The organism is Bacteroides sp. BFG-637 (assembly GCF_024793605.1).
Classification (GTDB): domain Bacteria; phylum Bacteroidota; class Bacteroidia; order Bacteroidales; family Bacteroidaceae; genus Bacteroides; species Bacteroides vicugnae.
Genome location: NZ_JANUPD010000002.1, coordinates 4,955,103 through 4,979,112, shown reverse-complemented (window position 1 = coordinate 4,979,112; position 24,010 = coordinate 4,955,103). Strand labels below are relative to the sequence as shown.

General features: G+C 40.9%; 20 protein-coding genes and 4 pseudogenes. 12 read left to right on the top strand and 12 right to left on the bottom strand.

What is annotated here, in order from left to right:
- Positions 1-19: 19 nt before the first annotated feature.
- The 7 genes and pseudogenes from NXX38_RS19365 to NXX38_RS19335 all read right to left on the bottom strand — a co-directional run bounded on the left by NXX38_RS19365 (position 20) and on the right by NXX38_RS19335 (position 7,286).
- Positions 20-508 carry a PepSY-like domain-containing protein gene (locus NXX38_RS19365; RefSeq protein WP_148366618.1) on the bottom strand — a complete coding sequence of 163 codons (489 nt, stop codon included), beginning with the start codon at positions 506-508 and terminating at the stop codon, positions 20-22.
- Between the two features lie 138 nt (positions 509-646).
- Positions 647-2,345, bottom strand: a pseudogene (locus tag NXX38_RS19360) (alpha-amylase family protein).
- Between the two features lie 53 nt (positions 2,346-2,398).
- A complete protein-coding gene (locus NXX38_RS19355) occupies positions 2,399-3,205 on the bottom strand; it encodes a patatin-like phospholipase family protein (protein ID WP_148366619.1) in 807 nt (268 codons plus the stop codon).
- Between the two features lie 167 nt (positions 3,206-3,372).
- Positions 3,373-4,917 (bottom strand): 4Fe-4S binding protein, encoded by a 1,545-nt coding sequence (locus NXX38_RS19350; RefSeq protein WP_258980726.1) that lies wholly within the window; start codon positions 4,915-4,917, stop codon positions 3,373-3,375.
- Positions 4,918-4,924: 7 nt separating this feature from the next.
- Entirely contained in the window at positions 4,925-5,860 is a 936-nt protein-coding gene (locus NXX38_RS19345) for a DUF362 domain-containing protein (RefSeq protein ID WP_148366621.1), read from the bottom strand.
- Between the two features lie 14 nt (positions 5,861-5,874).
- Positions 5,875-6,384, bottom strand: a complete 510-nt coding sequence (locus NXX38_RS19340) for an ECF transporter S component (protein WP_148366622.1) — start codon at positions 6,382-6,384, stop codon at positions 5,875-5,877.
- Between the two features lie 191 nt (positions 6,385-6,575).
- A complete protein-coding gene (locus NXX38_RS19335; RefSeq protein WP_148366623.1) occupies positions 6,576-7,286 on the bottom strand; it encodes a DUF169 domain-containing protein in 711 nt (236 codons plus the stop codon).
- Between the two features lie 133 nt (positions 7,287-7,419).
- Here NXX38_RS19335 and NXX38_RS19330 point away from each other — a divergent pair.
- The 8 genes and pseudogenes from NXX38_RS19330 to NXX38_RS19290 all read left to right on the top strand — a co-directional run bounded on the left by NXX38_RS19330 (position 7,420) and on the right by NXX38_RS19290 (position 14,582).
- Positions 7,420-7,856: pseudogene (locus NXX38_RS19330) on the top strand (DUF4846 domain-containing protein).
- Between the two features lie 128 nt (positions 7,857-7,984).
- The gene (locus NXX38_RS19325; protein WP_148366624.1) at positions 7,985-9,487 is read left to right on the top strand and encodes a glutamine synthetase family protein; all 1,503 of its coding nucleotides are present in this window, start codon (positions 7,985-7,987) and stop codon (positions 9,485-9,487) included.
- A gap of 276 nt (positions 9,488-9,763) precedes the next feature.
- The gene (locus tag NXX38_RS19320) at positions 9,764-10,081 is read left to right on the top strand and encodes a hypothetical protein (RefSeq protein WP_148366625.1); all 318 of its coding nucleotides are present in this window, start codon (positions 9,764-9,766) and stop codon (positions 10,079-10,081) included.
- 249 nt (positions 10,082-10,330) lie between these two features.
- A pseudogene (locus NXX38_RS26980) lies at positions 10,331-11,226 on the top strand (DUF6268 family outer membrane beta-barrel protein).
- A 257-nt stretch (positions 11,227-11,483) separates the two neighbouring features.
- Positions 11,484-12,284: a sensor histidine kinase gene (locus NXX38_RS19305; RefSeq protein WP_258980718.1), complete on the top strand. Its 801-nt coding sequence runs from the start codon at positions 11,484-11,486 to the stop codon at positions 12,282-12,284.
- The gene (locus NXX38_RS19300; RefSeq protein ID WP_148366627.1) at positions 12,281-13,342 is read left to right on the top strand and encodes a sensor histidine kinase; all 1,062 of its coding nucleotides are present in this window, start codon (positions 12,281-12,283) and stop codon (positions 13,340-13,342) included. Before NXX38_RS19305 ends, NXX38_RS19300 begins: the two co-directional genes overlap by 4 nt.
- Positions 13,339-14,061 (top strand): LytTR family DNA-binding domain-containing protein, encoded by a 723-nt coding sequence (locus NXX38_RS19295; protein ID WP_008777003.1) that lies wholly within the window; start codon positions 13,339-13,341, stop codon positions 14,059-14,061. The genes NXX38_RS19300 and NXX38_RS19295 overlap by 4 nt, the downstream gene beginning before the upstream one ends.
- 275 nt (positions 14,062-14,336) lie before the next feature.
- Positions 14,337-14,582, top strand: a complete 246-nt coding sequence (locus NXX38_RS19290; protein ID WP_004295865.1) for an RNA-binding protein — start codon at positions 14,337-14,339, stop codon at positions 14,580-14,582.
- Between the two features lie 62 nt (positions 14,583-14,644).
- Here the strand turns inward: NXX38_RS19290 and NXX38_RS19285 are convergent, their stop codons facing one another.
- Complete coding sequence (locus tag NXX38_RS19285; protein ID WP_004303314.1) at positions 14,645-14,818, bottom strand: hypothetical protein; 174 nt, start codon at positions 14,816-14,818, stop codon at positions 14,645-14,647.
- A gap of 137 nt (positions 14,819-14,955) precedes the next feature.
- Between NXX38_RS19285 and NXX38_RS19280 the strand changes: the two are divergent.
- Positions 14,956-15,718 (top strand): annotated as a pseudogene (locus NXX38_RS19280) (DUF4396 domain-containing protein).
- A gap of 110 nt (positions 15,719-15,828) precedes the next feature.
- Here the strand turns inward: NXX38_RS19280 and sucD are convergent.
- The 4 genes from sucD to thiD form a co-directional block, all read right to left on the bottom strand.
- Positions 15,829-16,689, bottom strand: a complete 861-nt coding sequence (gene sucD, locus NXX38_RS19275) for a succinate--CoA ligase subunit alpha (RefSeq protein WP_258980706.1) — start codon at positions 16,687-16,689, stop codon at positions 15,829-15,831.
- 33 nt (positions 16,690-16,722) lie between these two features.
- The gene (sucC, locus tag NXX38_RS19270) at positions 16,723-17,853 is read right to left on the bottom strand and encodes an ADP-forming succinate--CoA ligase subunit beta (protein ID WP_258980704.1); all 1,131 of its coding nucleotides are present in this window, start codon (positions 17,851-17,853) and stop codon (positions 16,723-16,725) included.
- A 199-nt stretch (positions 17,854-18,052) separates the two neighbouring features.
- Positions 18,053-18,940, bottom strand: a complete 888-nt coding sequence (gene fabD / locus NXX38_RS19265; RefSeq protein WP_148366631.1) for an ACP S-malonyltransferase — start codon at positions 18,938-18,940, stop codon at positions 18,053-18,055.
- Between the two features lie 50 nt (positions 18,941-18,990).
- Complete coding sequence (gene thiD, locus NXX38_RS19260; protein WP_004295872.1) at positions 18,991-19,827, bottom strand: bifunctional hydroxymethylpyrimidine kinase/phosphomethylpyrimidine kinase; 837 nt, start codon at positions 19,825-19,827, stop codon at positions 18,991-18,993.
- Between the two features lie 341 nt (positions 19,828-20,168).
- Here thiD and NXX38_RS19255 point away from each other — a divergent pair, with 341 nt between their 5' ends.
- The 3 genes from NXX38_RS19255 to xylA all read left to right on the top strand — a co-directional run bounded on the left by NXX38_RS19255 (position 20,169) and on the right by xylA (position 23,900).
- On the top strand, positions 20,169-20,900 hold the full coding sequence (locus tag NXX38_RS19255) for an NrtR DNA-binding winged helix domain-containing protein (protein ID WP_117513002.1): 732 nt from the start codon (positions 20,169-20,171) through the stop codon (positions 20,898-20,900).
- Positions 20,901-21,019: 119 nt separating this feature from the next.
- Positions 21,020-22,543, top strand: a complete 1,524-nt coding sequence (locus NXX38_RS19250) for a xylulokinase (protein ID WP_217722879.1) — start codon at positions 21,020-21,022, stop codon at positions 22,541-22,543.
- Positions 22,544-22,583: 40 nt separating this feature from the next.
- Entirely contained in the window at positions 22,584-23,900 is a 1,317-nt protein-coding gene (gene xylA / locus NXX38_RS19245; protein WP_148366633.1) for a xylose isomerase, read from the top strand.
- The last annotated feature ends 110 nt before the right edge of the window (positions 23,901-24,010 follow it).

Here is a 24,010-nt window from a genome sequence, read left to right as displayed (position 1 = left end):
CTGTTCTATGATTCAGTTCCTAGTTTTCCAGAAAGGTACTTGGCCCGAGAATGTCATACATATCACTAACGTTGCGCGTTTTGAGCAATACCCCTTGTGGAGTATAGAATAACTGATATTTGATGTCAACATTATCTTGCCCTACCTTAATTACTATAATGGCCTGCCATTTGGGAAACTCCACCATTGTCACATTATCTACCACCCAATTTGCGTATGGCCCGGATACAAAGGCATTATAGACTGTTGGAGTGAGCCGGTCGAGACTGACAAGATCTGTCTGCGTCATCACCCATTGTCCCCGGACGTCAAACCACACATTTTTAGTAAATCCATTCATTGGAAAGTTGGCACAATAATATCCATCGTCTTGTGACCAGGCGACGCCATTTGCTTTGGGATACATTTTCTTGAAAGTTGACTGTACATTGCCGGGAGGGGTATCTCCAAAGGCAGATGTAGATAATAGTAGAAACAATGCGATAGCACAAATCATAAATTTCTTCATAAGCTTTGAGTTTAGAGGATTATTTATCTAACTAAACAGCCTTTGAGAATATTTGTTTGAGTGATGTGCATAAAATAATCCCCCGGTCATTCATAAGTGACCGAGGGATGAAGGGTATACAGGTCTTAGTCTTTTTACTTAAAAAGTAATCTTCAAAATCTTTCCGTTATAGCCTCCTACTGAAACATCCGTGGGTTTATAAGGTAATAGGCTGATTTCTTCTTTAGCCCCCGTCATCAAATCAGTGGCCTGATATGATTCCATTTGAGGAATCTGTAAAAAGTCGAAAGCATGTGAAGGCACATTGATAGCAACATCTACCAGTTGACTGTCGAAATTAATAATGAAAAACAGAATCTCATTTTTATATTTTCGCATAAAAGTATATTGCTTATGCTCATTGAAACGCCATCCGTTTATATTGGCATACATTAAGTCAAAGAATACTCCCTTGCTGATTGCCTGCTCTTTGTTACAAATAGTCAGTACTTTTTGGTAGATAGAGTAGAGGTGCTTATGCTCTTCAGTAAGCATCTTCCCGTCAAATTTGCCTCCGTTGCGCCAGCGTCGTATGGTGTCTACGCTCCAATAATCGAATATGGTAGTCCGTCCGTCCCTTCCACTGAATCCTTCACTATCCATGCCCAGTTCTCCAAACTCCTGACCGAAGTAGATCATCATAGGATTAGTGTTCATACAGGCGGAAACAATCAGTGCGGGAATTCCTTTACGCGGGTTGCCGGCAAAGAAATCAGAAGCGATGCGCTGTTCGTCGTGGTTCTCAAGAAAGTTGAGCATCTTTTTCTCTATTCCATTCAGGCTTTGCCAACAATGAGTGATAGCAGATGCAGATTCATATCCACAAGCTACATTACGTAATGTATCATACAGCCCTACCTTATCATACAGGTAATCAAACTTGCCGCGGAACAGATAGTTGCGGTATTCACCGGGATTGTAAACCTCTGCGATGAAAAGTATTTCAGGATAAGCCTCTTTTACTTGAGGAATAGCCCATTCCCAGAATTCAACAGGAACCATTTCGGCCATGTCGCAGCGGAAACCGTCAATGTCTTTTGATGCCCAGAAAAGAAGAATGTCCAGCATCTTTATCCAAGTATCCGGAGTCGGGGAGAAGTGGCAGGTACCGCCATTCTGGTAATCCACTCCATAGTTTAATTTCACTGTTTCATACCAGTCGGTGATATTGGGAGTAGCATCAAAACGGTTGTTACCGGTAGCTTTCGCCGGGAATTCCCGGTAAGGCTCTGCTGCACCGTCTTTCATATCGAACTGGGCATGAAGTTCCGCTTGCGGAATATAATAGGAAATTATTATATGGGCTGAAAGATTGGCTGGAGTCATCATTAGCTCCCAATTCGGTCGTACCGTCCGGTTGTGCATCCGAATGATATTGGCGTGCTACGTGATTAGGTACAAAATCAATAATCACTTTCAAACCTGTGCGATGTGTGCGATGTACCAGATTCTCAAATTCCTTCATACGTCCTTGTACATCGTTAGCCAAGTCAGGATCTACATCATAATAATCCTTGATAGCATAGGGAGAACCCGCTTTTCCTTTTACAACGGCAGGATGATCCGGGCTGATGTTATAACGGCGATAGTCCGTTTGAGTGGCATGCTCAATGATGCCTGTGTACCATATATGCGTAGTACCCAGTTTCTTGATTTCACCAAGTGCTTTGAGTGTGAAATCAGCCATTTTCCCACAGCCATTGGTAGCAATGTCTCCGTTGTAGACACAGTGGTTATTATTATTTCCAAACAGGCGGGTGAATACTTGGTAGATAATTATTTTATTTTCGTCATTCATATAGAGTAGATTATTAATATTCGTCTTCATTCTTATTTCTGATGGATAGGAGGTTATTTCCATATTTTCCCCTTTTCTTCCAACAGTTGATTAAGTATTTCGTTAGCCATATTATATCCTTGCTCGAAGATTTCTTCAGCTTTCTCCAGTTCTGTGTTACTGTATCCGTATAGGTTGTATGGTTCGATTAATAAATCGCATTTTTCTCTTTCGGGAAAGGTGTTGGCGCGGAACATGAAATGGAATGAGCGCATAGCAATGCTTACAATATTCATTTTGTAATCCTGTGCCATGATGGGACTTACGTTGACAGCTACCACCTTATCGCAAATCCTGCGCAGGGTAGAGACCGGAAGATTCATCATCAATCCTCCATCCACATAGTTAGTGCCTTCTATGTTAACCGGAGAAAACATGACAGGCATACAGCAGGAAGCTGCGACCCGTTCCGCTATGTTTCCCCGATGAAAGTGAACCATGCGACCGTGATCGAGGTCAGTTGCTGTGATAATCAGGGGAAGTTGTAGCTCTTCCAGTTTTTTTGCTTTTAAGTTAGTCCGGAGAAAATCAATAAATTCACAGAGGTCAAATAATCCCTTCTTGGGGATCACCAATTTGGTTAAATCCTGGAATTTATGTCCGGAGAAATAATCAAGTACTTTGTGTGGCTCGTTGCCGTCGGCATAAAAGACACCTGCAAGTGCTCCTGCACTTACTCCAGAGATGATTTCCGGTTTAATATCATGTTCCAGAAGAGCTTGCATGACTCCCAAATGGGCAAATCCTTTAATAAATCCTCCGCTTAGTGCATAGCCAATCTGATATTTCCGGCTATTCCAGTTATTTGTGAATACCTCCATGAATTGCTTTCTTTAGTTCGCCACGAATTTAGTGAATTTATTGAGAGTAGGAGGAATATAATGGATAGTTTTTTTTAAAATCCATACCATCTGTCTTATTCACATTTGAAATAAACCGGCATAGAACATAAAATACGGATGGAAACTCTGCTCCGGCACCATGCCGGTCAGAATCCGAAATCGTCTATCTCAACTTTGTGCTCTTCGCTTTCTTTAAATGGCTTTGCTTCTTTTTGTACAGGATTTCCTTCGATATAGATGGCGCGGAATGGACGGGCGGGGCAAACATATTCACATCCTCCACAACCTACACATATTTCTTGATTTACATGAGGAATTGTCAATCCGCCCTTATACGGCACCATCGCCACTGCTTGCGTGGGACAGTGTTCGGAGCAGGCTCCGCAACTGGTTCCATCAGTATAAACAATGCAATTTTCCTTGATGAAAACAACATATCCCATTTGTGTAAGATGTTTTTGCTCTACACTTATGGGAAGAATTGCTCCATTGGGACAGACATCTCCACAGACAGTACAGTCAAAGTTACAAAATCCTTTCTCAAAGCTAACAGTAGGTTGCATCATGCCTGCCAAGCCATATTCCATGAAAGCCGGTTTCAAGATATGAGAAGGGCATTTGCTGACACAAAGATGACAGGATGTACATTGCTGTTGGAAGTGTCCCCGACTGATAGACCCCGGAGGAGTGATCGGATTCTCCTTTTTGTATGCCTTCTTACCTTCCAGACTTGCTACAGATTCCTTGGCCTGGGAGATGAGTTTGGGGGTTGCTCCGGCAGTAACAAGACCGGCGACCAAAAAACGGCGTTTGGATGAATCCAAATCCGGTGATGATGGTGCAGGAGTTTCTACATCAGACTGTTTTTTGAAAGAAGGGGCGTAGACTAATGCTTTTTGTTTGCATGCTCCCAGACAGTTGAAACAATCTACACAACGGCTATAATCAATAGCGTGTTCTTTGCTATTGATGCAAGCTGCTTTGCATTTGGTGGCACAAAGCCCGCATCCATTACATTTGGCAGTATCAATACGGACTTTGAATAATGAAAATCGACTCAATAATCCCAATATTGTTCCTACGGGACAAATCGTATTGCACCATGTCCGTCCATGTTTCCATGCCATTACAAAGATGACTGCAAGAGTAATAATAGCGATGAGAAGGGAAGAAATGCTCAAGATGGAGGTGTCTACCTGATAAAATGTATAATTGTCAAATCTGGCAAAGAGTGATTCCAGCAGATTATTCCCCAGCATATAGATAGGTTTGAATATGTGCACTACTACACGTCCATATGCACTGTATGGATCGAGCAAACCAACAATAAATGTAAATCCGCATAAAAACCCGATCACTGTCAGTCCGAGCACACCCCAGCGCAATTTGTTTTTTGCAGGACTGTAACTATATCTTTTTTTCTTTTTTCCCGTTGCTTTGGAAATTCGTGCAATCACATCCTGCAAGATACCCATAGGGCAGATTGTAGAACAATATACACGCCCGAATAAAAGCGTTAACACAATGAGAAATAATAAGATACCTATACTTAGTGAAAGCAAAGCTGGAACAAATTGCAAATGTGCCAGCCGATGGAAACTGTTCGGTAATATTTCTGCGAAATCGAGAAAAAAGAAAGAAATCAGCACAAATAAAAGTGCTGATATTCCAATACGTAGCCTTCTTAACATGGTTGTTTTACATCTTAATTCGCTTGACATTCAATTTGTCAATGTTCATGGTTCCTATTTTCAATGCTTCCCCATTGGCGAGATGTCCTACTGTATCCAGTGGCATCTCACGTACTTGATTGAAGAACTTGGCAGCAGCCGTATCCACGGCTACAATATCCGGTGAGATAAACAATCCTTTTGCCAGTACAACATCGGATGCAGAGCGTCCCCGGGGACCGTTTGTTTTCATGATCCGGTAGGCGTCTACTACGTTGAGTACAGCTTTCTTCTGTAATGTACAGATATCTGCGATGCATTGTTGCAAATCGTTCTGGTGGAAGAATCCGCGATCCCACACAATCCCCATGTGATTTTTCATGGAGATAGTCAGATTCGCACCTCCGTGATTCTTCAGAATAGGAACATTGATCCATACATCACAATCCAGAATCGCTTCGTGCACTTTGGCTTTCTTCATCTTTTTGCCTTTCGGCAGATCGATTGGTTTGTAATACGATTCCAGATGTGCAGGCATTACTTTGGCTCCGGCTTTTTTGGCAGCAGCTTCAATACCACTGTTTTTGTAGCATTTCTGCCAATCGTCACAAGTATGGTCGAACACGACCACTTCTTTAGCTCCGGCGGAAAAACATTGTCTGACGATTTCTTCAATCAGTTTCGGATTCGTATTTCCCGCCAGTTCCGGCACTTTGTCCCAACCGATATTAGGTTTTACAACCACTTTCTGTCCCGGTTTGACGAATTGCTTCATACCCCCCAGTTCGCTTATGGCACGGCGGAACATCTCTTCGGGTTCTCCACCCATAACGGCCACCAGATCAGGATTGCTTCCGTTTGCTTTATTGATTGTTTGAGTTAACACCTCCATAGCCTCTGAACGCTGTATAGTCAGGGCGGCTCCGGTGATAGCTACTGTTTTTAAAAAGTCCCTTCTGTCCATCTTTCTATATTAGTTTAGAGTTTTGCAATTGCTTTCAGGAGGGCGTATCCGCCGAACCATTGCAGTAACATTCCCGGAATACCGATACGGAAGTCCTGTACTGCTTCGTAGAAACTTCCGACGATGGCCCATTCAAATGCAGTGCCTATGACCTGATAAGTGAGTACGACACCAAGAATGGCCAGTAATGAAACCGATTTTATAGTACGTGCTGCAAGAGCTGAAGCTCCGGCGAGTAAGGATGATTTGATTAATAGGATGGGAAGTACCGCCTCCGAGGGCATGGCAAACAATAAATGATTGATGACTGGTGAAAGGATAGCAGTCAATAATCCTACAAGGAAACCATATTTATAAGCCGCAATCAGCGTGAAAAAGTAAATAGGTAACAGGGTAGGACCACCATAAGGTATAAGATGGCATAATTGTGGAAGTGCAATGTTACCCGCTACGAACAGTAAGGCGAACAGGTAGGTTTTCACATTGCTGTGTTTCAGCGAATAGAGTTTGGCGGATGTTTCCATTTTCGTTGATACTTTAATGTTGAATAGAACGATAATATATTAATAATAAGACTTTTCTCCTGATAAAAGGTTTAATCTGATTGGTATATTATTTTAATCCCGTAGGAAAAGAATTCATTCCCCCGTAGATAACCATAGTTTCCCCGTATGCAAACTGTTGCCTTATGGGAAACTTCCAAAGACAAGCAGGACTACCCATTCATCCTTTCCTTAATCTTTCCCCATGCATGCGTATCAAATAGACAGCTTTTCCGCATTGTCTCATACATCTCTTTAAATCTGGACATAGGTATGGTATAGCTTAGTTTGTCAGCTTCGAAATGAGGGCGAACCGATGGGTCGAAGAAACCGAGGAAAGTACGTTTGCCTCCTTTACGATTCTCTATCGTGGCTTGTGTCACTACGGCACTACAGCCGGAACCAAAGGTAGAAACGACGCAATCTTCTGCGTTATTATCGTAAAAAGCCCAAGTGGTTAATCCCGAAAGCATATCCGGATTTGCCAGAAATACAACTCCTTCCATCTCTTCAAGACTTTCTACCTTATCTATACGTGCAAAATGAAGATACTTTTTTTCTGTTCGGGGAACTCTGATTTGCTGTATAAAGTCAATGACCATTTCGGGAGTCTGTTTGTATTTCTCTTTGAGTGAAACGAAAGTCGGCACATGTTCCGGCATTTCGGTGAAACCAGTATAGAATTTACCGCCGCCACAGCCGATGTTTTCGGCATTCAGGCTGATAATACCACCATCTCTTGCCGTCTTCATACCTTTAAAGAAGCAACCGTTTATCTTTTCTGTCTCTCCTTTTTGCTCATCCGAGTACCAGAAAACAAGAGGCAATTCAGCTTTTTCTCCGAATGCCTCTTTGAAATTTTGAATAAAAGTTTGGATATCCATAAGCTTATCAATTTTAGTTCTGTTGCACGTCTTTCTACAAAGTTAGAATAAAAAAGGATAAGCGCAAGTGATTTATCTTCGTTTTCAATAATAATTACTTATATTTGTCTGGAATGAAATAAGAAGAACCGATATGAAATATTTGTTAATGTGTGCAGGCTTACTTTTCACAGTCTTTCAGTCATGGGGACAGGAGAGGCTTGCAGATAGAATCGCTCCTCCGTCAGGATATGTCAGAGAGACCTGCCCTGCTAATTCGTTTACAACTTATTTGCGCAATTTGCCAATGCTGCCTAAAGGCAGTAAAGTGTTACTCTACAATGGAAAAGAGAAAGCCAATCAGGCAGCTGCATTTGCAGTCGTAGATATGGAGATAGGCAACCGCGATTTGCAGCAGTGTGCCGATGCCTCCTGGCACAAAGCTATATGCCCGCCCAACAGATTCATATTCTGGTCAATCCAACCAGCCGCGACCTTTCTCCCTGGTATGAGCTGACGGAAACGGATGCAGGGAAACTATACACTCCGGAATGGATTTTTGAGAAGAAAGACCTGAAGCGTTTTAAATAGGAGAATAGACGTAAATGCAATATAACAAAGAAATAATTAAATCTTTTCTTACTTAATTTTCTATCTTTTCATTATCTTTGGCATTCAACAAACCGTTTTAATCATACAACAACGAAAAACAACCGATTATGAATTATGATTTATCAATGAATGCTAACCAGTTGGTGGCATTCCTTCAAAAACCAACTTCAGAGTTTACAAAAGCTGACATTATCTCATTTATCCAGCAAAAAGATATCCGCATGGTTAATTTTATGTATCCGGCGGGAGACGGGCGTTTGAAAACTCTGAACTTTGTCATCAACAATCAAGCTTATTTGGAAGCTATTCTCACATGTGGAGAACGGGTAGACGGTTCCAGCCTTTTCTCATTTATAGAAGCGGGCAGTAGTGACCTTTATGTGATTCCCCGTTTTTGCACTGCATTCGTTGATCCGTTTGCCGAGATTCCGACGCTGTCCATGCTTTGCTCTTTCTTCAATAAAGACGGCGAACCACTTGAAAGTGCACCAGAACATACTCTTTACAAAGCAAGCAAGACTTTTACAGAAGTTACCGGAATGGAATTTCAGGCAATGGGCGAATTGGAATATTATGTAATAGCCCCGGACACCGGTATGTTTCAGGCAACCGACCAACGTGGTTATCATGAATCGGGTCCTTATGCTAAATTCAATGAATTCCGTACTCAATGTATGTCTTACATCGCACAGACAGGCGGACAAATAAAGTATGGACACTCTGAAGTAGGTAATTTCACGCTGGATGGTTATATCTATGAGCAGAATGAAATAGAATTCCTGCCGGTCCCTGTATCGCAGGCAGCAGATCAATTAATGATTGCCAAATGGGTGATTCGTAACCTGGGATTTAGATATGGATACAATGTAACCTTTGCTCCAAAAATTACGGCAGGTAAAGCCGGTTCGGGCTTGCATGTCCACATGCGTATCATGAAAGATGGAAAGAACCAGATGCTGAAAGACGGTGTTTTGTCGGATACAGCACGCAAGGCAATTGCCGGAATGATGGTACTTGCTCCGTCAATTACTGCTTTCGGAAATACCAATCCTACTTCTTACTTCCGTCTCGTTCCTCATCAGGAAGCACCTACCAATGTTTGTTGGGGAGACCGCAACCGCTCTGTATTAGTGCGCGTGCCTCTGGGATGGGCTGCAAAAACAGATATGTGTACATTGGCAAACCCATTGGAAGCTGAAAGTCATTTTGACACCAGTCAGAAGCAGACGGTAGAAATGCGCTCTCCGGATGGTTCGGCAGATTTATATCAATTATTGGCTGGTTTGGCTGTTGCCTGCCGTCATGGTTTTGAGATTGAAAATGCGCTGGATATTGCTGAAAAAACTTATGTAAATGTGAATATCCATCAGAAAGAGAATGAAGATAAACTGAAATCACTGGCGCAACTGCCGGATAGCTGTGAAGCTTCTGCCGATTGCTTGCAACAACAACGGGCAATCTTTGAGCAATATAATGTGTTTAGTCCGGCAATGATTGACGGTATCATCCGCAGACTTCGCAGTTACGAAGATAAAACGTTGCGTGCGGATCTGGAAGGAAAGCCGATGGAAATGCTGGATTTAGTAAATAAGTATTTCCATTGTGGATGATTGAAAGACGATGGTGTGTCGGCGAAATGTGCAGGGGGTTCAGAATATAATTTTGATTGCCAGTGGTAAATCGGCATATTTTCCCCAATTATTGCCGTCACTTTCTACACAATTCCACACTAGTTCTACAATATAATAAATGAGTGTATCTTGTATTTGATTGATTACTAATGATGTATGCTCATTCTGGAACTTTGGTACCTCTTTTGCTACCTATTAAGTGTAAGAAACAAGTTAATAATGATTTAGTAGTTCACACTTAAAAAAATTACGATTATGAAAAAGGTATTAGTAGCAGTAGCATTGGTGATGGGATTGGGTAGCTCTGTAGCATTTGCACAGGAAGTTAGTAACGCTACAACTGTAGAAACTAACGTACAGGCTCCACAGGATGAGTTTACAAAGATTGATGTTAAAGAACTGCCGGAGGCAGTAGTACAGGCGATCGCTAAAAATTATGAAGGTGCTGCCATTACGGAAGCTTATGTCGCTGAAAAAGAAAGCGGTAAGATTTATAAGGTAGTCCTTACTACGGAAGATGTTCAGGTACTGACAGTGCTGATGAACGAAAAAGGTGAAGAAGTAAAAGAATAAAATAAAACTTCGAATGTAGTAATACTCATAAAGAAATCCTGGTTCGTGATGAATCAGGATTTCTGTTTTTATCTGCCAACTTCCCATCCAGTCCGATAAAGTCGTTAAAGGATGATTGGGTTGCATTCATGATTGATTGTCTTTTATCAATAGTTTTGTATACAGAATGCAGGGTTTCGTCTACAATTTCCCGGCGGTGATTAGTTTAGCTCTATTTTTGTTGCATTCAAACCTAAAAGTAGACAAAAGATGAAGTGTATTTTATTAAGTGCGGTTGTTTTGATTTTATTGTTGCCGGAAGATGCGTATGCGCAAGTGACGGTCAGAACGGGATATATCTCTTCTTCACGATATAAGAATGAAGAGAATCAGGAAACAGACGGTAAAGGCGATATGCGGTTTGTTGAAGGAAACGTCAACATTCCGGTTTCACAGAAAATGAATGAAAGGAGCCAGCCTACTTCTTGGATGCTTTCAGCGGGAGGAAGTTATACAGCTATGAACAATAAGAACCTTCAATCTTATATAGATATAGATCAGATTATAAATTTGCAATTGAGCGTCATTCATATTCGTCCCATCAGCAAGAAATGGTTATTGTTAATGACAGTTGGCGCAGGAGTCTATACGGCTTCTGATGTAAGACTGAAGAATGTTCTGGGACAGGGGGAGTTATTTTTATCCGGCAGTTCAAGCCTAATTTATCTCTTGGAGCCGGATTGGCTGTAAATAACACATTCGGTTATCCGATGGTATTTCCGGCTATTTATTTTGATTGGACTACTGAAGGACGCTATCAAATAAAAGTATCTATGTTGAATGCCATGGAAGTGTCGGTCGGAATGAGAATGAATAAATTTCTGAATCTAAGATTGTTGGCGGAAATGAACGGTTCACTGGCCTTGTTGGAGAAGGAGGGGAAAGATACTATGTTTTCCCAGCAATTCATTATTGCAGGTTTACAGCCGGAGTTAAGCATCGGGAACTCTTTTTCTGTTACTGCTACTGCCGGTGTATCGTGCAGCAGAATAGCTTATTACACTACCCGCACTTTAAAAGCCTTTTTCGCAGATATGTCCAGAGAGACTGACCCTTATTTTAAACCGGCAATGTATGTTTCGGTGGGAATGAAGTATAAGTTCTAAAAAAATGGTAACTTTATCGCCTGATGTCAGTTAAGATGCTATTATATACGTTACTGAAGCAAATAGGGATATTTCTTGTAGTCTCCTTTTTAGTGTTCAGAGGCACTTTTGTCGAAAGCGATAGTTTAGGGCTAAATCTTTCTACGGGAGTTAGTCTTTTACTTTCTGTCATCTTATGGGGAATCATAAATCTGCATACTTACTGGTTAATTCCCGGTTATCTGTTTCAGCGTAGATATAAAAAGTATATCATATATTTGAGTTGCCTTGTTGGATTTATGCTGACCGCCATGGTTGGTGCTATTTGTTTTCTAGGGCAATATTATGTTATACCCGAACAGATGCAAAGACTAAACAGTGATCTCCCTTTCTTTCTGTTGATAAATGCATTGGCGCTGATACTCTATTTTCTGGCTTTTTCTTTTACTATTTTTCTGCATCGCTGGGTGGCCTATCAACAACGATTAAACGAATTGGAGAATATTAGCATACAGACTGATCTAAATCATTTGAAAGATCAACTTCAACCGGAGTTTTTTTCGAGAATATTGAATAAGGTGCGAACCTTGTTGGAGGAAGATGGAGAAAAGGCATCATTGCTTATCTTTAAATTAAGCCGGTTGCTTCGATACCAACTTTATGAAAGTGAACGGCAACAGGTATTGTTGGGAGATGATATCGATTTTATGACTGATTATATGAAGTTGGAGAAATTATGCAATCCGGAGTTTAATTTTGAAGTCAACATCCTGAATGAAGTGCGATATATACAAGTTCCTCCTTTATTGTTTATGCCTGTGATAGAATATGTGATTCGGACAACGGTATGTGGAGAGAATGGAAAGGGAGAAAATATAAGGATCGATTTTCAAATGGAAGAGAATCAGCTTCGATTCATTTGTACATACTGTCTGCGAAAAAAGGAAAGTCTGCAAATAGTACCTGCTTTTGACAAGTTACGGCAACGATTGGACTTGCTATATCCGGGAGGTTATCAATTAAAAAGTGGCTATAATGATGGAATGTTGTGTACCATTAGTTTAATGTTGGAATTATGAAAGATACCTGGAATGTATACGATTGGGGGAAGAATCTGGTAAATGACCGTTTCAGGCTTATCAGTAATTTACTATTGCTATTTATTATACTCTTTTTAGGCTTTCAGAATGTATATGGAGATTTTACTGGAGAAGGTTTCCGATATGCATATCCGGTTAGTATATTGGTTTTTGCGTTTCCTATCTATCTGAATATATATTGGTTAGTGCCCCGTTTCCTGTATAAGGCCAAGCGCAAGTTATGGTGTTATTGGATCTCGTTTTTCGGAGTCAATTTAGTGAGTGTATTATTAGGATTTATATTTCTGTCTCCATTATATCAACGGTACGGTATTCGTGGGTTTTGTATACAGGATAACCATGCTGTTTCTTTTGATAGTATTGCTTATGGAGTATTAGTACTACTATTAAGTGCAGGTGGCTGTACGAGCTTTGAACTATTCCGCCGCTGGGTTGTCTCCGATAAAAAGATTCTTGAATTGGAGAAGGCAACTAAGCAGGCAGAATTGCAACAATTAAAGAAACAGATCAATCCGCATTTTCTTTTTAATATGCTGAATAATGCCAATATTTTGGTAAAGGATGCTCCGGATGAGGCTTCACAGATATTGGAGAAACTGGACAATCTACTTCGTTACCAGTTGAATGACAGTACAAGAAGAGAAGTCTTTCTTACTGCAGATATACAGTTTCTCACCAGTTTTCTTGAATTGGAGAAGGTGAGAAGGGATCATTTTGAATATACTATTTTTCAAGAGGGAAATATGGAAAATATCTGTATTCCTCCGTTGTTGTTTATCCCTTTTGTAGAGAATGCAGTGAAACACAATTTGGATAGCGACAATTTATCTTATATTCACCTGTATTTTTCTGTGCATAATAAACAGTTGACGTTTCGTTGCGAGAATTCTAAGCCCCGTGTTCCTGTTAAGCGGGAAGGGGGAATAGGGTTGGCCAATGTGAAACGCAGACTGGATTTACTTTATGAATCACGGTACACGTTACAGATAGAAGATAAAGAAACAACTTATAATGTCAACTTACATCTAAACTTATGAATTGTATTATTGTTGATGACGAGCCGGTAGCTCGCAAAGGTATGAAGTCATTGGTGGAACAGATTCCACAACTGACATTGGTGGGTAGCTTTAATAACGCTATCGCAGCGTCCGCTTATATAAATGAATATACGGTTGATCTGATTTTCCTTGATATTCAGATGCCGGGAATTACCGGAATAGAGTTTGCGCAAAGTATTCCCGTGAATACATTGATTGTCTTTACAACGGCGTATGCGGAATATGCACTCGATAGTTACGAAGTAAGTGCCATTGATTATCTGGTGAAGCCTATTGAAATGAACCGTTTTCTGAAAGCAGTCAATAAGGCAATAGCATATCATAAACTGTTATTGTCGGAAACAGCCGAAAGAGTGGAGGAGATACAGGAAGAATATATTTTCATCAAATCGGAACGACGCTATATCAAGATAAACTTCAGTGATATTCTTTTTATTGAAGGACTAAAGGATTATTCCATTCTCCAATTGGAAGATCAGCGGGTGATAACTAAGATGAATCTGAAAAATATTCATGAGCAACTGCCCGCTAAACAGTTTCTCCGGATAAACAAGTCCTATATTGTCAATACCTCACGGATTGACTCTTTTGATACCAATGATATTTTTATTAAGTCTTATGAGATAGGAATAGGAGGTGGAAACTATAAGAAAACGTTTTTTGAGGAATTTGTAGCGAAGAATCTACAGAAAGACTAATCCGGTAGTTTATATGGAATGGCTTGATATAAAAGAATAAGAACGTTAAGTATTGGCCTATTTTCATAAAAAAGATGTTTTACAAGAAGAAAAAGGAGAGAATATAGTGCAATATCCCCAAATAATGCTTTTCTTTGTACCAACAACAATAAAGAGGTTTATTACGATTTGATTTTTTTACGTGAATCTTCTCATTTATTTGAGCATATCCATCTCTAATTAAGATCTTCCTAAAACTTTCTTATTGAATTATTAATTTTTTATATTTGTATTTTATGAATTTGTACATTGGAAATCTTAGCTATAATGTTAAGGAATCAGATTTGAGACATGTAATGGAAGAGTATGGAACAGTTGCTTCAGTAAAGTTAATCACAGATCGTGAAACTAGAAGATCAAAAGGTTTTGCGTTTATCGAAATGCCGGATGATGCAGAAGCTGCTAAAGCTATCGAACAATTGAACGGTGCAGAATATGTAGGTCGTTCAATGGTAGTAAAAGAAGCATTGCCAAAGAATTAATACTGAATACATATACAGTAATAGAGAAAGGCGCACTAGGAAACTAGCGCGCCTTTCTTCTGTTAATCCTCATTGTTATCTTCTTCATCATCCACCATATTATTGAGTTCCAATTCCAGGTCTACCAGCTCTTGTTCCCATAATTTCAGGATATCCTTCGGTGTATCTTTTGCAGCTTTCTTTATTCTTTCTTGAGCAACAGATACTTCATGCTCTAACTGTCTACGTCTGCTCATATTTCTATTGTTTTGATTATGAAATGATAACAACTCGTGTGTAGAATAGTTCGATAGGATAAAATTAAAAGTAATGGGGTGAACTATTCATAAATAAAGGATGTTTTGTAATCTGAAACTTTAAAAAACATACAGTCATGCTCAATTTAATAGCCGTTTTCTTAGTATGTTCAGGTATCGGAATTGCAGTACATATTGCCATAGACCTGACACATCGTCCGCAATCAATGAAGATAATGAATGCAGTCTGGATATTATCTGCATTATGGGGAAGTTATTTAGCTTTATGGGCGTATAATAAGTTTGGACGGAGTGGTCCGATGAAAGTTGAGGATGTTAGGATGAAAATGGATATGTCTGATATGAAGGGAATGGATATGTCCGGTATGAAAGATAATATGGCGATGGATATGGCCATGCCGGGAGAAATGTCGATGCAAGGAATGCAACGTCCTTATTGGCAATCGGTAGCTTTGTCTGCGCTTCATTGTGGTGCAGGATGTACATTGGCAGATATCATAGGAGAGTGGTTCACAAACTATGTTCCTGTAACTGTGGCAGGAAGTCAGCTATTTGGTAATTGGGTACTTGACTTTATTCTGGCTTTGATGATTGGTGTTTATTTCCAATTCCTATGCTATTCGGGAGATGGAAAAAATATCAGTAGGCAATGCCTTAGCTCGTGCTTTCAAAGCGGATTTCTTTTCTCTTTTGTCCTGGCAGGTAGGAATGTACGGCTGGATGGCAATTGTCTATTTTGTGTTGTTCATCAATGAACCATTACCCAAAGACACATGGATATTCTGGTTTATGATGCAGTTGGCTATGCTTTTCGGCTTCTTCTGTGCATATCCTATGAATGCTCTTCTTATAAAATTAGGTATAAAGAAAGGTATGTAAAATAAATGCAGATTTACTCTAAACGATAAGTATGTAATTACTTATTTGAGGGAGTGAATCTGCATCTATTATGATATGACTACTTTTGTCTTTTATTTCTCTTTTGGATTTTATCTTTTCAATAGCTTCGGTATATCCGAAGGCTCTTGTGCCACCCGGATACCGGCAGCTTTTAAAGATTCAATCTTCTCTTTTGCCGAACCGGAACTTCCTGAAATGATAGCTCCTGCATGTCCCATCTGCTTCCCCGGAGGAGCTGATTGCCCCGCAATAAATGCCACTACAGGTTTAGTTACATTATTGCGGATATACTCAGCCGCTTGTTCTTCTGCGTTTCCTCCAATCTCTCCAATCAGGACGATCGCTTCTGTTTCCGAATCATTTTGAAACATCTCCAGCAGTTGACGGAAATGAAGACCTACAACAGGATCACCTCCGATGCCGATAGCAGTGGATTGTCCCATGCCATTCGCCGTTAAGTGATACACAATTTCGTAAGTAAGTGTTCCGCTACGGCTGATAACTCCGACATTTCCTTCTAAAAAGACCTGTTCCGGTAAAATGCCCACCATACTTTTTCCCGGAGAGATCAGTCCCGGACAGTTGGGGCCGATCAGCATAGCACCTTTTTGTTCGACAAACTGGTGCGCCTTAATCACATCCAGCGTGGGGATTCCTTCAGCAATGCAGGCAATTAACCGGATGCCCGCATCTGCTGCCTCCATAATGGCATCTGCCGCAAAACGTGCCGGAACAAAAATGATAGAAGTATTGGCTTTCGTTTGTTCAACCGCGTCATACATAGTGTTGAATACGGGGATGCCGCCTACATCTGTTCCTCCTTTGCCCGGAGAAGTTCCTCCAACAACATGGGTTCCGTATTCTTTCATCTTCTTGGCATGGAAAAGTCCGTCTCTCCCAGTAATTCCCTGTACAATCAGGCGGGTGGATTTATCTATTAATATGCTCATAATTGCTTTATTTATTAATGATTTGGGTACTTATTACGCTTTCAGAGCCATAAGGGCAGCTTCTTTCATCGTTGTGGCTATTTGGAAACGGCTGTAATTCCGTAACAGTTCCCGTCCGATATGCTCATTAGTGCCTGTAAGCCGTACGATAACAGGTACATTACTGTTTATCTGCTCGAATGCTTGAAGAAGCCCCATTGCTACATCATCACAGCGGGTGATTCCTCCGAAAATATTAATCAGGACCACTTTCACTTTTTCATCCTGCAATAAAAGTTTCATGGCTTCAATTACCTTGACAGGATTGGAACTACCACCAATGTCGAGAAAATTGGCTGGCTGACCTCCATAAAGTTTAATCATGTCCATAGTAGCCATAGCGAGTCCGGCACCATTTACCATACAGCCGATGTTACCATCCATGTGGATATAGCTGAATCCTTTATCTTTAGCGTCTGCTTCTATTTTTTCTTCCTCCGTCGGATCAAATAAAGCATGTGCCTCCGGATGGCGATAGAGCGCATTGTCATCAAAAACAATCTTTGCGTCAATAGCCATCAACGTACCTTTCTTGGTTAGTGCCAGCGGATTTACTTCCACTAATGATGCATCATTTTCCATGAAGATCTTATAAAGTTCCTGAAGGATGGCCGCCATTTTACCCGCCTGCTCCATTTGAGGAAAGAGGGAGAAAGCAAAACGCCTTGCCAGATAGTCGGGAAGACCAATAAATGGATGGATTGAATATCGGATGATTTTTTCCGGTGTTTGACGGGCTACCTCTTCGATATCCATACCACCGGATGCACTCATCATCAGAACGACAGAACGTGTATTCCGGTCGATGGTGTAACTGACATAATATTCGGCAGCAATATCTATCGCCTCACTAACCAGTACTTGATTGACCGGAAGTCCTTTAATACTCATTCCGAGAATATTCTTAGCTTCCTGATAAGCGTCTTCCGTATTATTTACCAGTTTCACTCCTCCGGCTTTTCCCCGTCCTCCGGTTAATACCTGTGCTTTTATAACCACTCTGTCTGTTCCCATCCTCCGGTAAGCGGCTATGACACCTGCGGCTGTACGGCATAAAGTGTGCCTCTCGACAGGTATTCCGTACTTGGAGAAAATCTCTTTCGCTTGATATTCATGTATTTTCATGGCTCATAAATTTGAGTAAATGATTCCTGTAATAAAAACAATAGCAAGATACGGAAAGTTTGCCGGAAAAGAAAAGTAACGGGGTGTTATACAACATGTTAGTCCGTATGCTATGAATAGGCTTAATATAAAAAAGCGTGTTGGCAATAGTTACCAACACGCTTCATATATTTAAAGATAAACTCTTTCTTACGGATGCTTATGCAATACCGTGAGCGTTGACAGTACCGTCAATTTTCTTAATCAGTCCTTGAAGTACTGCACCCGGGCCACATTCTGTAAAATCAGTAGCACCGTCGGCAACCATATTCTTAACAGACTGTGTCCAGCGTACGGAAGCAGTCAGCTGGGCAACCAGGTTCTTTTTGATTTCTGCAGGATCAGTGTGAGGAAGTGCGTCTACATTCTGATATACCGGACATTTAGGAGTATGAATTTCCGTAGCCTTGATAGCAGCTTCCAATTCAACTTTGGCAGGGTCCATTAATGGAGAATGGAAAGCACCACCTACTTTCAGCGGAAGAGCGCGTTTAGCTCCGGCAGCTTTCATCAGTTCGCAAGCTTTTTCGATACCTGGTACAGAACCGGAGATAACGATTTGTCCCGGGCAGTTGTAGTTAGCCGGTACGCAAACTTCACCTTCGGCATTTACTGCTGCGCAGATTTCTTCTACTTTCTCATCAGGTAATGCAATAATGGCAGCCATTGTGGAAGGAGTAACTTCACAAGCTTTCTGCATAGCCATTGCACGAGCATAAACAAGTTTCAGTCCATCTTCAAAACTCAATGCACCGGCAGCTACCAATGCAGAGAACTCACCGAGTGAGTGGCCGGCTGTCATTTCCGGTTTGAAATCATCGCCCATGCAAAGAGCGGAGATAACAGAATGAAGGAATACGGCAGGTTGGGTAACCTTTGTCTGACGGAGGTCTTCATCTGTGCCATCGAACATGATATCTGTAATGCGATATCCGAGGATATCATTTGCTTTTTCAAACAATTCTTTTGCTAAAGCTGAGTTTTCATACAGGTCTTTACCCATTCCTACAAATTGAGCGCCTTGACCGGGAAATACAAATGCTTTCATATTTTTATTATTTAATTGATTTTTAATTGCGGGTGCAAAGTTACGTATTTTTATGATACAACCGCACAAAATGTACACATTTGTGCAACGGAGTCCGGAAAATGCCATAAAGGGCCGTTGCCGTGTCCGACATTCAATTCTTTTCCTGCGATAATAGCTTGCGTGATATACGTTTTAGCATGCTGGATGGATTCTCGCATGGGGTATCCTTTGGCCAGGTAAGTAGCAATGGCAGAGGAGAGGGTACACCCCGTTCCATGCAGGTTATGGCTTTCTATCTTTTTCTCCTCATATATATGGTAGATAGATTCGGACGTGTGCAAAAGGTCGCACATATTGTCTCCCTCCAGATGTCCGCCTTTTAACAAGATGCTAGTATGATAATCGTCCGTCAGCATTTTGGCAGCCGCCTGCATGTCCTGAATGTTGTGAATACTTTTGCCTGTAAGCACCTTCGCTTCGTCGATGTTGGGAGTGATTAATGTCACAAGCGGCAAAAGTTCTTTTTTTATTTCTTCTATAGCTTCATCTGTCATGAGTTTCTTTCCGCTGGTAGACACCATTACCGGATCGTAGACGACGTATGCAGGTGAATATTTTTGTAAACAGTCGGAAATCACACGAACAATCTGAATATCATTTACCATTCCTATTTTGATGGCAACCGGTTGCAGGTCGTCCATCACTGCTTCTATTTGTCCACGAACAATATCAGGGGCGATAGACTGTACGGCACGTACTCCCAGTGTATTTTGTATGGTGATGGCAGTAATAGCCGATGCCGCATAGCCACCTAGAGCGGAGATTGTTTTTATGTCTGCCTGAATACCTGCGCCTCCCGAACAATCGGAGCCGGCAATGGATAAAATGACTGGATGACGTTCCATTTTAGTTTTTTTAATATTTACCCGACAAAGATAGAATAAAAAACGATAAGGTACAAAATGACATATCGTTTAAAATACAATAAGTACCTTTGCCGGTATCTGATGAAGATGATATGAAAAGTACTGATAATAAAGCGTCCATCTAGTTTTTGTACTTTGTACAATTACTCACTCGCGGAAATACTAAAATACATATTGTAATTCGTAAGATAACACTAACTATTCATATTGTAGAATGTATGATATGTATTTATATGAAAAACAATGTTTTATAGCATGGTTCTTATTTTTGTTTTGATGAGTTTTAGCCTCTATATTTGCACCGTCTTAAAGAAATGGATATGCAAAATTTACAGAAAAATACACCTTTAGCAAACAATCATATATCAGTGGACTGTGTAGTGATTGGTTTTGACGGAGAACAACTGAAAGTGTTGCTTGTAAAACGTGCAGGTGAAGATAATGGAGAAGTATATCACGATATGAAACTTCCCGGAAGTCTTATATATATGGATGAAGACCTGGATGAAGCAGCGCAACGAGTTTTGTATGAACTGACAGGACTTAAAAATGTGAATCTGATGCAGTTTAAAGCATTCGGTTCTAAAAACAGGACAAGTAATCCGAAAGATGTACGTTGGCTGGAAAGAGCTATGCAGTCAAGAGTGGAACGCATTGTAACTATTGCGTATTTGTCGATGGTGAAGATTGACCGCACACTGGATAAGAATCTGGACGATCATCAGGCTTGTTGGATTGCTTTGAAAGATGTGAAAACATTGGCTTTCGACCATAATCTGATTATTAAGGAAGCTATGACTTATATTCGTCAGTTTGTAGAATTTAATCCTTCCATGTTGTTCGAACTGCTTCCGCGCAAATTTACAGCTGCACAATTAAGAACCCTTTTTGAATTAGTATACGACAAAGCTGTGGATGTACGCAACTTCCATAAGAAAATAGCCATGATGGAATATGTAGTTCCTCTGGAAGAAAAACAACAAGGAGTGGCTCACCGTGCTGCCCGTTATTATAAATTTGATAAGAAGATATATAATAAGGTGAGAAGGTAGACCTTATTCAAGTATTAAGTATTAGGTATTAAGTATTAGGCGTTGAATGTTATAGCATTAATTGTCGGACATTGAGCGTTAAATCGTAAATAGTAAATCGTTTAATCGTAAATAAAATTATGTTTCTATTAGGTTATGACATAGGTAGCTCGTCTGTAAAAGCGAGTTTGGTGAATGCTGAAACAGGCAAATGTGTATCATCGGCATTTTTTCCGAAAACAGAAGCGAATATTATTGCAGTGAATCCCGGATGGGCGGAACAAGATCCGGAAAGTTGGTGGGAAAACTTAAAGTTGGCTACACAGGCTATTATGACCGAATCCGGAGTGAGTGCTGCTGAAATAAAAGCCATCGGTATCTCTTATCAGATGCACGGATTGGTATGTGTCGATAAGAGTCAGCGTGTATTGCGTCCTGCTATTATCTGGTGTGACTCCCGTGCTGTGCCATACGGTCAGAAAGCATTTGAAACAATCGGAGAGGAGAGATGTCTTTCTCATTTGTTGAACTCGCCGGGAAACTTTACAGCTTCCAAGTTGGCATGGATTAAAGAAAACGAACCTGCCATCTATGAGCAGATTTACAAGATAATGTTGCCGGGTGATTATATTGCCATGAAGTTGAGTGGAGAGATTTGCACAACCGTTTCCGGACTTTCGGAAGGTATGTTCTGGGATTTTAAGAACAACCGGGTGGCTGACTTCCTGATGGATTATTACGGATTCGACTCTTCTTTGATTGCAGATATTAAACCGTCTTTCGCAGAACAAGGACGCGTCAGTGCAATGACTGCCAAAGAACTTGGATTGAAAGAAGGAACACCTATTACTTATCGTGCAGGTGACCAGCCTAACAATGCTCTCTCTCTGAACGTGTTCAACCCGGGCGAAATTGCTTCTACGGCGGGAACATCAGGAGTGGTTTATGGTGTGAACGGTGAAGTGAACTATGATCCGCAGTCACGTGTCAATACCTTTGCCCATGTCAATCATACAATAGACCAGACACGTCTGGGAGTATTGCTTTGCATCAACGGAACAGGTATTCTTAATTCATGGGTAAAACGCAACATTGCTCCCGAAGGAATATCTTATAATGAAATGAATGTGTTGGCTTCCAAAGCTCCTATCGGTAGTGCGGGAATCAGTATTCTACCTTTTGGTAACGGTGCCGAACGCATGCTGAACAATAAAGAAATCGGTTGCAGCATCCGTGGATTGGACTTCAATGCCCATGGCAAACACCACATTATCCGTGCCGCTCAAGAAGGTATCGTATTCTCTTTTAAATATGGCATTGATATCATGGAGCAGATGGGAATTCCCGTGAAGATGATCCATGCCGGACATGCTAATATGTTCTTGAGTTCTATCTTCCGCGATACGTTGGCGGGAGTTACAGGAGCCACTATCGAGCTTTATGATACAGACGGTTCAGTAGGAGCCGCGAAAGGTGCAGGTATCGGTGCAGGCATCTACAAAGATAACAATGAAGCATTTGCTACGCTTGATAAACTGGATGTGATCGAGCCTAATGTGGCGAAACGTCAGGAATATGCTGATGCCTATGCAAAATGGAAATACCGCCTTGAAAAGTCGATGACTGGTAACATACCGGCTCCGGCTCTTTCTTCAGATAAATAATTAACAATCTAAATAATAACCATTTAAAAATAAAAGAATTATGGCAACAAAAGAATTTTTCCCGGGAATTGAAAAGATTAAGTTCGAAGGTAAAGATAGTAAGAATCCGATGGCATTCCGTTACTACGATGCTGAAAAGGTAATCAACGGTAAGAAGATGAAAGATTGGTTGAGATTTTCTATGGCATGGTGGCATACTTTGTGCGCTGAAGGCGGTGACCAATTCGGTGGCGGAACAAAACAATTCCCTTGGAATAGTAATGCTGACGCTATACAAGCTGCAAAAGATAAAATGGATGCAGGTTTCGAATTCATGCAGAAAATGGGTATCGAGTACTACTGTTTCCACGATGTAGACTTGGTTTCTGAAGGTGCAAGCATCGAAGAATACGAAGCTAATCTGAAAGAAATCGTAGCTTATGCAAAACAGAAACAAGCTGAAACAGGCATCAAACTGTTGTGGGGTACTGCCAACGTATTTGGTCATGCACGTTATATGAACGGTGCTGCTACTAATCCTGATTTTGACGTAGTAGCTCGTGCTGCTGTTCAGATCAAGAATGCAATCGACGCAACGATCGAACTGGGTGGCCAGAACTATGTATTCTGGGGTGGCCGTGAAGGCTATATGTCTCTTCTGAATACAGATCAGAAACGTGAAAAAGAACACTTGGCAAAAATGCTGACTATGGCTCGTGATTATGCTCGTGCTCGTGGCTTCAAAGGTACTTTCCTGATCGAACCGAAACCGATGGAACCAACTAAACACCAGTATGATGTAGATACAGAAACTGTAATCGGCTTCCTGAAAGCTCATGGCTTGGATAAAGATTTCAAAGTGAATATTGAAGTAAACCATGCAACCTTGGCTGGCCATACTTTCGAACACGAATTGGCAGTAGCAGTAGACAACGGTATGTTGGGCTCTATCGATGCTAACCGTGGTGATTATCAGAATGGTTGGGATACAGACCAGTTCCCGATTGATAACTACGAACTGACACAAGCTATGATGCAAATTATCCGTAATGGTGGCTTGGGTAACGGTGGAACAAACTTCGACGCTAAAACTCGTCGTAACTCTACTGACCTGGAAGATATCTTCATTGCTCATATCGCAGGTATGGATGCTATGGCTCGTGCATTGGAAAGTGCAGCTGCTCTGTTGAACGAATCTCCATATAAGAAAATGTTGTCTGACCGTTACGCTTCATTCGATGCTGGTAAAGGTAAGGAATTTGAAGATGGCAAGTTGACTTTGGAAGACGTAGTTGCTTATGCTAAAGCAAACGGTGAACCGAAGCAGACTAGCGGTAAACAAGAACTTTATGAAGCAATTCTGAATATGTATTGCTAATAATTAATTCACCACAGAGTAGCACAGGGTCTCGCAGAGTTCATTTTCATTTAATATTGTATTTCTCTGTGAAACTCTGTGTCACTCTGTGGTGAGATTTCCAACTACTA